The sequence below is a fragment of the Providencia sp. JGM181 genome, from assembly GCF_018257375.1.
GTDB lineage: Bacteria > Pseudomonadota > Gammaproteobacteria > Enterobacterales > Enterobacteriaceae > Providencia > Providencia lanzhouensis.
Window position 1 is genome coordinate 1 of record NZ_JAERJY010000140.1, and the last position, 9,687, is coordinate 9,687.

At 44.4% G+C, this 9,687-nt stretch carries 9 protein-coding genes; 4 read left to right on the top strand and 5 right to left on the bottom strand.

All coding sequences use genetic code 11. The annotated features are described in order from the left end of the window. The first annotated feature begins 31 nt into the window (after positions 1 to 31). The 3 genes from JK188_RS14660 (at position 32) to JK188_RS14670 (ending at position 3,711) form a co-directional block, all read left to right on the top strand. Positions 32 to 1,450, top strand: a complete 1,419-nt coding sequence (locus tag JK188_RS14660; protein ID WP_036949218.1) for an NAD(P)/FAD-dependent oxidoreductase — start codon at positions 32 to 34, stop codon at positions 1,448 to 1,450. Positions 1,451 to 1,534: 84 nt separating this feature from the next. Continuing rightward, complete coding sequence (locus JK188_RS14665) at positions 1,535 to 2,038, top strand: RidA family protein (RefSeq protein WP_036949217.1); 504 nt, start codon at positions 1,535 to 1,537, stop codon at positions 2,036 to 2,038. Positions 2,039 to 2,244: 206 nt separating this feature from the next. Next, a complete protein-coding gene (locus tag JK188_RS14670) occupies positions 2,245 to 3,711 on the top strand; it encodes a hypothetical protein (RefSeq protein WP_211886959.1) in 1,467 nt (488 codons plus the stop codon). Positions 3,712 to 3,778: 67 nt separating this feature from the next. Here the strand turns inward: JK188_RS14670 and JK188_RS14675 are convergent, their stop codons facing one another. The 5 genes from JK188_RS14675 to JK188_RS14695 form a co-directional block, all read right to left on the bottom strand. Further along, positions 3,779 to 4,015, bottom strand: coding sequence for a ParD-like family protein (locus JK188_RS14675; protein ID WP_211886957.1), 237 nt, complete (start codon positions 4,013 to 4,015; stop codon positions 3,779 to 3,781). A 65-nt stretch (positions 4,016 to 4,080) separates the two neighbouring features. Continuing rightward, complete coding sequence (locus JK188_RS14680) at positions 4,081 to 4,836, bottom strand: iron ABC transporter ATP-binding protein (RefSeq protein ID WP_036949215.1); 756 nt, start codon at positions 4,834 to 4,836, stop codon at positions 4,081 to 4,083. A 1-nt stretch (position 4,837) separates the two neighbouring features. After that, positions 4,838 to 5,821 (bottom strand): iron chelate uptake ABC transporter family permease subunit, encoded by a 984-nt coding sequence (locus tag JK188_RS14685; protein ID WP_154603184.1) that lies wholly within the window; start codon positions 5,819 to 5,821, stop codon positions 4,838 to 4,840. Beyond that, positions 5,808 to 6,770, bottom strand: a complete 963-nt coding sequence (locus JK188_RS14690; RefSeq protein ID WP_036949213.1) for an ABC transporter permease — start codon at positions 6,768 to 6,770, stop codon at positions 5,808 to 5,810. Before JK188_RS14690 ends, JK188_RS14685 begins: the two co-directional genes overlap by 14 nt. 3 nt (positions 6,771 to 6,773) lie before the next feature. After that, positions 6,774 to 7,769: a siderophore ABC transporter substrate-binding protein gene (locus tag JK188_RS14695; RefSeq protein WP_211886955.1), complete on the bottom strand. Its 996-nt coding sequence runs from the start codon at positions 7,767 to 7,769 to the stop codon at positions 6,774 to 6,776. 204 nt (positions 7,770 to 7,973) lie between these two features. Between JK188_RS14695 and JK188_RS14700 the strand changes: the two genes are divergently transcribed. Then, positions 7,974 to 9,662: an alpha-glucosidase gene (locus JK188_RS14700; RefSeq protein WP_211886953.1), complete on the top strand. Its 1,689-nt coding sequence runs from the start codon at positions 7,974 to 7,976 to the stop codon at positions 9,660 to 9,662. The last annotated feature ends 25 nt before the right edge of the window (positions 9,663 to 9,687 follow it).

Below are 9,687 nucleotides of genomic sequence, written 5' to 3' on the forward strand. Positions count from 1 at the left end.
ATAAAAAACAAGATTGTTATTGAGGTTATAGATGAAAATCTCGAGAAGAAAACTATTATTAGGGGTTGGTGCTGCTGGTGTTATTGCTGGGGGCGCAGCTGTTGTCCCTATGATCCGCAGAGAAGGTCGTTTTGAATCTACGCCATCACGCGTACCTGCAGTCGCGGGTACCGAAGGTAAATTACCAGCATCTGCTGATGCGGTTGTTATCGGTGCTGGTCTGCAAGGCATCATGACTGCGATTAACCTGAAAGAGCGCGGCTTAAACGTTGTTATCTGTGAAAAAGGCGTTGTTGGCGGCGAGCAATCTGGTCGCGCATACAGCCAGATCATCAGCTATAAAACCTCCCCAGCTATTTTCCCATTACACCACTACGGAAAAATTCAATGGCTCGGCATGAACGAAAAAATCGGTGCTGATACTAGCTACCGCGTTCAAGGTCGTGTTGAAGTTCCTTCAAGCGAAGAAGATCTGGAAGTTGCAAGAGCGTGGATCAAATCTGCGTCTGAAAACCCAGGTTTCGATACCCCGCTGAGAACCCGTATGATCGAAGGTCAAGAACTGGCTAATCGTCTGGTTGGTGCTCAATCTCCATGGAAAATTGGTGGTTTTGAAGAAGATTCTGGTAGCCTTGACCCAGAAACTGTTACCCCAGCAATGGCTAACTACGCAAAATCAATTGGTATTCCAATCTACCTGAATTGCGCAGTTCGTGGCTTAGAAACCGCAGGCGGTAAAATTTCTGACGTTGTGACTGAAAAAGGCGCAATCAAAACCTCTCAAGTCGTTCTGACTGGTGGTATCTGGTCACGTCTGTTCATGGGTAACTTAGGTGTTGATGTCCCTACTCTGAACGTTTACCTGTCTCAACAGCGTATTACTGGCGTTCCAGGCGCACCAAAAGGTAACGTCCACCTGCCAAACGGTATCCACTTCCGTGAACAAGCAGACGGTACTTACGCGGTTGCACCACGTATCTTCACCAGCTCTATCGTGAAAGACAGCTTCCTGTTAGGACCACGCTTCCTGCACGTATTAGGCGGCGGTGAATTACCATTAGAATTCTCTATCGGTAAAGACCTGTTCAACTCATTCACTATGGCAACTTCTTGGAACTTAGACGAGAAGACTCCATTCGAAGAGTTCCGTACAGCAACTAACACGCCAAACAACGACCACTTAGATGGCGTTCTTGAGCGTCTGAGAAAAGAATTCCCAGTATTTAAAGAATCTAAAGTTGTTGAACGTTGGGGCGGCACCGTTTCTCCAACTGATGACGAGATTCCAATCATTTCTAAAGTTGAACAATACCCAGGCCTGGTTATCAATACCGCGACTGGTTGGGGTATGACTGAAAGCCCGGCGGCTGGTCGATTAACTGCTGAATTGTTAATGGACGAGAAGACATTTATCGATCCAACGCCTTATAAACTGTCTCGTTTTAACTAATTAAAACGAAACACAATTAGATGGAACCTATCGAGTCCCTTACGGTCTTAATAGGTTCCTACTTTCATATATAAAGGAGTTATTATGCGCTACAAAACTTTACTGCTTTCCTTACCTTTAGTTTTAGGTGTAGCAACTGCAAACGCAGCAGACGATGTGAAACGTGTTCCAGTTAAAGGTTTCCCAATCGCTGAATCAGTAGAAATCAGCGCGAACAACAGCCTCATCTTCCTGAGTGGGAAAGTTCCTTCTAAAATCTCTAAAGATGCTCCAGAAGGCGTTTTAGAGTCTTACGGTAACACCGAAGTACAAACAATCAACGTTCTGAAACAAATTCAAGCGACTCTGGGTGAAATGGGTCTGACTATGAATGACGTTGTTAAAATGCAAGTTTTCTTAGTTGGTGGTGATGAAACTAAAGGAACTATGGACTTCGCTGGCTTCATGGCTGGCTACAACAAGTTCTATGAAACTGAAAAAGTGACCAATCTACCAGCTCGTTCTACCTTCCAAGTCGCTAAACTGGCTAACCCAGCTTGGAGAGTGGAAATTGAAGTAACCGCAGTTCGCCCAGCAGCTAAAAAATAATTTTTAACTGACAACGAACGCTTAAAACGGCCGACTATTTATTTCCGCTTTGGCTTGGAAGTAAACATTAGCGGCCGTTTTTGTTTTCCTTCTCTTTGTCTCCCTTCTCTTTTATTGCCATCCACATTACTATTGTTCTTCCTTGATAAATACTTGCATCGTATTCACCCCATATTTGGATACGCTGAAATACCGGTAGGAAGGCCATGATTAAAGAATCTCTGAAAATTCACGGTAAAAAGCAGTTTGAAATCAAACAGCAAGTCTTTTTCCCTCGAAAATCAAAAGAGATCCGCTACCAAGTTGAAACCTTCTTTTTTCTTCCGGCATCGATGCAAGTTAACCCCGATCTCTACACCCCTTCAAATCTTCAGCGCAGCTTAAAAAACTATATTCGGCTACGAGCCCCTACAGTGCAGCTCTCTTCTATTCCCGCAGAAGGTGGGCTAGTCGATGAATTGAAAAGCTGGTTGGAACGGTTAGATCCTGAATTACCGCCAACATTAGATGAATATGAAAACCATCTAAAACGCTTTGCACTCACCTTTAAGCGCAGCGTGCGGTTAACCCTAAAGATGGTCGCTCAAAACTCTCAACGGCAAACTGAAGAGTATATAACGGGGATGTTGGCAGACATTGAGCACAGTCTCAAACGCTATCGAGAACTCAGCACCTATGCAACGCCAATTGAAAAGGTCATTCAATCCAACGCTTTCGCCTATTGCGATGAGTTTATGTCCCATTACACCCTGTTTTACTTACAGGATTTATTAAAAGACAAACAGCTTCCTCTGCGCGATGAAATTCGCCATCTGTGGTATCAAGAGATGCGCTACTTGAAAAAGCTAGCGCCTGATAGCTTTCCGCATGATGAAAACGACGCGGAAATGGTCACCTACCGCCGTAATTTGCTGAAAAAATACATTAACCGCTATCTCTACTTAGAGATCCGCCACAAACGAGGGCTTCCGTTACTGTTGCACTCCATTTATGGTATTGCAGCCGCAATCTCGATGATTTTCGCTACATTTATCGCCTTTATGTGGCAAGGTAAATACGGGGCACTCAGCGCCAATTTATTCTTAGCGATGGTGATTGGCTATATCTTTAAAGATCGCTTAAAAGAGATTGGGCGAGAGCAGCTATATCGGTTATTTCAACGCTGGATCCCCGACCGCCAATTGCGTATTTATCGGGAAGGCGTCAAAGAGCCCGTAGGGGTTTGTAAGGAGTCATTCCGCTTTCTGAAAGAAAGTACCCTATCCCCTGATATTCATGAAATGCGCCAAAAATCCCACTGGGTGAATTTGGTCAATGTGCAGCGCGTGGAAGATATTCTGTATTATCGCAAGGATGTCACCTTGCACAGCCATTCTGCGGCCTTTATGCAGACTCAGTCATCTATTGTGGATATTACGCGGGTTAATATTTCAGACTTTTTGAAATATCTCGATATTAGCTATGAAGAGTTGATGGTTAATGATGATGAACCCGTGATTATCGGCGAAAAGGTTTATCATATTTATCTATGCCGCCGCGTCATCATGAATAAGAAAGCCTACAATGAATTAGCGCGTTTAGTGGTGAATGCTGATGGCATCAAACGCCTTGAGATCCTTCAGCCACTGGATGAGCTCGACAGCGACGAAGATATTACTATCCCACCGCAATAATATTCCTATGAACTAAAACAAAAATGGCGGCATTATTTGCCGCCACCTTATCATTAACTCATCCAAATCAAATCAGCTTTAGTCCGTTTTTTCTGACATATCGAGATACCTTGTTATTCTCGACTTCAGCTTTTGCTAAGAGCATTTCCTCGATAAAGCTATAAGGTAGATCAGGGTTTTCTTCAACAAACCTGCCTATTTTCGCCCAATGTTCAATTTGCTTAGGAACACTTCTGCTTTCCGCTTCAGCGTGAATTTTAGCATCAGACACAAAGTCATCATTTAATTTGACTGAAATGGCCATAATGTTCACCTACTCACAAAAATTGCAGCATCACACGATCTTAAGTTGGTTTATTCTAATAAAAATCAGTAATACAGCGCGATCCGTTGTCCATCCAGCTCTTTGACTTCCAGCGGCGTATCGAAAATTTCCTCTAAAATCTCGGACTTCATGATCTCTTGAGGCTCGCCGTGGTAGGACAAACGCCCATTTCGCAGCGCCACAATATAGTCTGAATACACAGAAGCAAAGTTAATATCGTGGATAACCAGAATGATGGTTTTACCTAGTTCATCCGCCGCACGGCGCAGTAATTTCATCATGATTACCGCGTGCTTCATATCCAAGTTATTCAGTGGCTCATCCAGCAGTACATATTCGGTATCTTGGCATAGTACCATCGCCACATACGCACGCTGACGCTGACCGCCCGAAAGTTCATCAAGATAACGATGGCGAAACTCAGTTAAGTTCAAAAATGCCAAAGACTCGTCGATTTTCTGCTTGTCATCCAGTGTTAAGCGCCCTTTGGTATAAGGATAGCGCCCGAAACCAACCAGCTCTTCCACCGTTAAACGGCTAGCAAATTGGTTTTCTTGGCGAAGTACCGATAAGCAGGTTGCGAGCTGGTCGCTTGGTGTAGTCGAGACATCCAAGTTATTCACTTTGACATAACCGTGATCCGCCGATAGTAGGCGACCAATAATCGACAACAGCGTTGATTTCCCTGCACCATTTGGACCGATGATTGAAGTGACACCGCTATTTTTAATATTGGCTGTAACGTTATCTAAGACCTTAGTATCTTGATAACTTTTCGATACCTGATGAATTTCAATCATACTAAAACCTTCTTAACACCATATAAATAAAGAATATTCCACCGACAAACTCGAGTACCACAGATAAGGTACCCGCTTTATTCAATCCATATTCAAGAACCAACTGTCCGCCCACTAATGCAATCACACCGAGTAGGAAAGAAACTGGCAATAAATAGCGATGCTGGCTGCTTCCTGCGATGTAGTAAGCCAAGTTAGCCACCATCAAGCCGAGGAACGTGAGCGGCCCCACCAGCGCCGTGGATATTGCCACTAGGACAGAAATCAGTAATAAGATTACGGTGACTTGCTGACGGTAGTTAATCCCTAAGTTCACCGCATTAGCTTGTCCCAGTGCTAGCACGTCGAAGCAGTAGCGCATACGCCAAAGCAGAATGCCCACAATCACAGTGATCACCAACGTGAACAGAATCAGCTCCGGCGTCCCTTTAGTGAAAGTCGCGAACATCCGGCTTTGCAAAATGGAAAACTCATTCGGATCCATCAAGCGTTGCAGCAAGGTCGCCACACTGCGAAACAGTGTTCCGAGGATAATTCCCACCATCAAAACTAAGTTGATATTCATTTTGACGGAAATAAACAGCCAGCGGTACAGCAGTACGGAGAAAATCACCAGCAGAGAGGATTCCAGCAAAAACTTACCAATATTCAACAACCATGATGCGGGAAAACTATCGGTATAAAACACAAAGATAGTTTGCAGCAGGATGAACAATGCCTCTAACCCCATAATGGATGGCGTCAGAATTTTGTTATTGGCGATAGTTTGAAACAGAACCGTCGATACCCCAGAGCCAAACGCCACAATGATCATCGTCAGCACGATATAGCCGCGATGGGGCAGAATGTACGCAAGATTACTGCCCAAATTAATGGTCATGTACAAAATGATCGACAGCACTGACAGCGCAGCCAACAAACCGATGCGCTGGATTGGCGTAAACGTTCTTTTCACTGGCAAACTTAATGAATTAACTTTTTCCATAACGCTGATGCTTTAACAAGAGATAAAGGAAAATAACCGCGCCTACGACACCTAAAATGACACTCGCAGGAATTTCAAACGGATAACGAATTAAGCGACCAATAATGTCACACAGCAGCACTAAGCCGCCGCCCGCTAAACAGATCCACGGGATAGTTTTACGAATATTGTCCCCCATCATCAAGCTAATCAGGTTCGGGACAATCAACCCTAAGAATGGCAACGCACCGACAACGACCACCACCACACCGCTGATTAAGGCGATGATAGATAACCCGATGGTCATCACTTTCTGGTAATTCAAGCCGACGTTAACGGAAAACTCACGCCCCATCCCTGCCACTGTAAAGCTATCAGCTATTAAACAGGCTGCCAGTGTTAAGCCCCCCACCAGCCAAAGTAGCTCATAGCGACCTTGTAGAATACTGGAGAAGTCGCCGCTCATCCAAGCACCTAGGGATTGAAGCAGGTCGAAATAGTAGGCGGTAAAAATGGTAAGCGCGCTGATCACAGCCCCAAGCATGATACCGACTAACGGTACTATCAAGGCGGACTTCAAAATGATCCGGCGTAAAATCAGCATAAACAACGCTGTGCCTAGCAGTGCAAATCCGCTCGCCACCACCATTTTGGTCATGATAGAAGCCGTTGGATACAGGATCATCACGAACAGTAAACCAAGGCTGGCAGATTGCGTGGTACCCGCAAGGGAAGGTTCGATAAAACGGTTTTGGGTGAGTAACTGCATGATCAGCCCCGCGACACTCATGGCGCTTCCTGCAAGGATCAGGGCGGCAGTGCGAGGGATCCGGCTCACGAAAAAGATATCTTGCATCTCGGGGTCGGTGAAAAGCGAAACGGGTGACACGTCACCCGCTCCAATAAACAAGCTTAATACCGCTAATACCAATAACGCGAGAATACCAAAAGAGAGATAAAGCGTTTTCATTGATTAATTCGTTTTTTTCTTCTCTAAAGCTTTGTTTACATCATCCATTAATTGGGAATAAGTTTGGATACCACCAGCGATATAAACCGCTGAAGAATCTAAATAAGCCACTTGGCCTTTTTCCCATGCAGAAGTTTTTCTGACTAAAGCATTGTCTAACACGTCTGCCGCAGGTTGTGCATCTTTCGCACCAATCGCGCCATCACGGTCGATAACAAATAACCAGTCTGGGTTCAGTTTTAATAACAGCTCTGAGTTCACGATATTACCGTGACGGCCTGTATCTTCCGTGAAGACATAAGCAGGTTCGAAACCTAATACATCAAAGATAAAGCCAAAACGGGAACCTGGACCGTAAGCAGAAATTTTACCGCCGCTCACTAAGATCACCATCGCTTTGCCCGCATCAGGGGTTTTGCCTTTGATATCATTGATTTTGTTTTTGAAGTCAGAAACGAGTTTATTCGCTTGTTCTTCTTTACCAAATAAAGAACCTAACAGCGTCGTACGCTCCATCAGGCTATCAATAAAACGTTTGTTATCAATGTCTAAAGAAATCGTTGGTGCGATACCGCTTAATTTGTCATAAGCATCGCGAGCACGGCTACCACCTAAAATCACATCCGGTTTTGCACTGCTGATAGTTTCATAAGCCGGCTCAAATAAGCTCCCGCCATTAACATATTCTGAGGTGCTATATTTCTCTAAAAACTGTGGAAAATGGGCGTTAGTTTGTGGAACACCAATCACCGGAATACCCAGCGCATCGATGATGTCTAAGGTTTCCATGTTCATCACAAACGCACGTTGTGGATGGCTAGGAATTTCAGTTTTGCCTTGAGCATGTTCAACGACAATCGTTTGTTTTTCAGCTGCTTTTTCTGTTGCTGGCTGCTCGGTCGTTGGCGCTGCAGTTTGTGTTTGCTTAGCGTCATCACAACCCGCTAACGCAACAACGGATAATAGGGCAAACCCTGAAACTAATGATTTTGCGAACATCTAAATTCCTCCACCTTTCAATGTGATTATCGTTAGTCACGTCATTCATGACCCGAAGATGGCGATCATCTTACATGAAACATAGCGCTAATGATATTAGTTTGCATTTGCATTTCGCAAAATAATGATACATCGCACAAAAACACACATTGCCTATATTTAAAGCAACTTACTGATATCTGATTTTGATTAAGGAGAAAATAGATGGCTCAAGCCTGGTGGAAATCTGCGGTGGTATACCAAATCTACCCCAAAAGCTTCTATGACTATAATGGCGACGGTATTGGCGATCTCGCTGGTATCAGCGCCAAGCTAGACTACATTCAATCTTTGGGCGTAAACGTGATTTGGCTATGCCCAATTTTTGAATCGCCAATGAAAGATAATGGCTATGACATTGCCAACTATGACAGCGTTGATCCGGTTTTTGGTAGCAACGACGATCTTGATATATTGATAAACCAAGCTTCACAGCGTGGTATTAAAATCCTACTGGACTTAGTGCTTAACCACAGCTCAAACCAGCACCCTTGGTTCGAAGCTGCCCTTGCTGATCCCAACAGCCCTTATGCTGACTATTACCAATTTATTGAATGGGATAAACCCACTCCACCGAACAATTTACGCACCTACTTTGATTGCCCGGTGTGGACTCAGGTTCCAGATAGCACTCGCTGGTACTTCAACTCTTTCGGACCCGAGCAACCGGATCTTAATTGGGAAAACCCACAATTACGCCAAGAAATTATCCAAATGATCAACCGTTGGATAGCCAAAGGCGTTGCCGGATTCCGCATTGATGCCATCGGCAATATTAAAAAATCCCCTGAAGCCCTCTCGCCTTATCTATTCCCTCCCGATCGGGAAGATGGCACCGCGTCTTTAGTTCCTTGGGTGGTTAACCAACCAGGCATCCATGAATTTTTAAAGGAGCTCGCAAGTCAAACCTTCCATCCTGCGAACTCAATGACAGTGGCTGAAATCGATGTTCCACCACAAGATCTTGCTGACTATATCGGGGAAGATGGGTCATTCTCTATGGTGTTCGACTTCAGTATTGCGGATCTCGATATTGCCAAGCAGCCCCCGTTCTCCATAGCTCCAATCACAGGTGAACGTTTAAAACCTGTTTTTCTAAAAAGCCAACTCACGACCCAGCAAGTGGGTTGGGGCGCACCTTATTTAGAAAATCATGACCAACCGCGCTCACTGAACAAATTCTTACCGAAAGGCACCATCTCCCCTGTCGCTGAAAAAATGTTGGCGATGTTTTTACTGACTCAGCGCGGTACGCCGTTTATTTATCAAGGGCAAGAAATTGGCATGACGAACTGCCCAATGACGCTCGACGAACACCACGATCTGCATCTCTTTAAACTCTACCAATGGGGTCAAAATCACGGGTATTCTCACACCACCATGATGAACTATTTTACCCAACGTAGCCGCGACAATGCGCGTACACCATTTCAATGGAATAACCAACGTCATGGCGGATTTACAACAGGAACGCCGTGGCTAAAAGTTAATCCTAACTATCGAGAGGTTAATGCCGCCACCCAACAGCAGCAACCCGATTCACTTTTCGCATTTTACCAGCAATTAATTACCCTGCGCCGCCATTCTCCAATTAGTGATATCTTGGTTGAAGGCGAATTTTCAGAAATTAGCGCCCTTGAACCTGTTATTGCTTATCGGCGAACATTAGGTTCACGCGCCATCGATATTTACTGTAATTTCAGCGATAAACCGCAAGCTATTAGCCAACATTATCGCCAAGTGCATTTAAGCAATATCGCAAATATTCACGATGAAAATATCCATAACGACAAGCATAAAATTACCCTACAACCTTATCAATCAATAATTTTTGAAGTAGAGAAAAGTGAATAATTCAATTAATCACTCTGAATAAGCG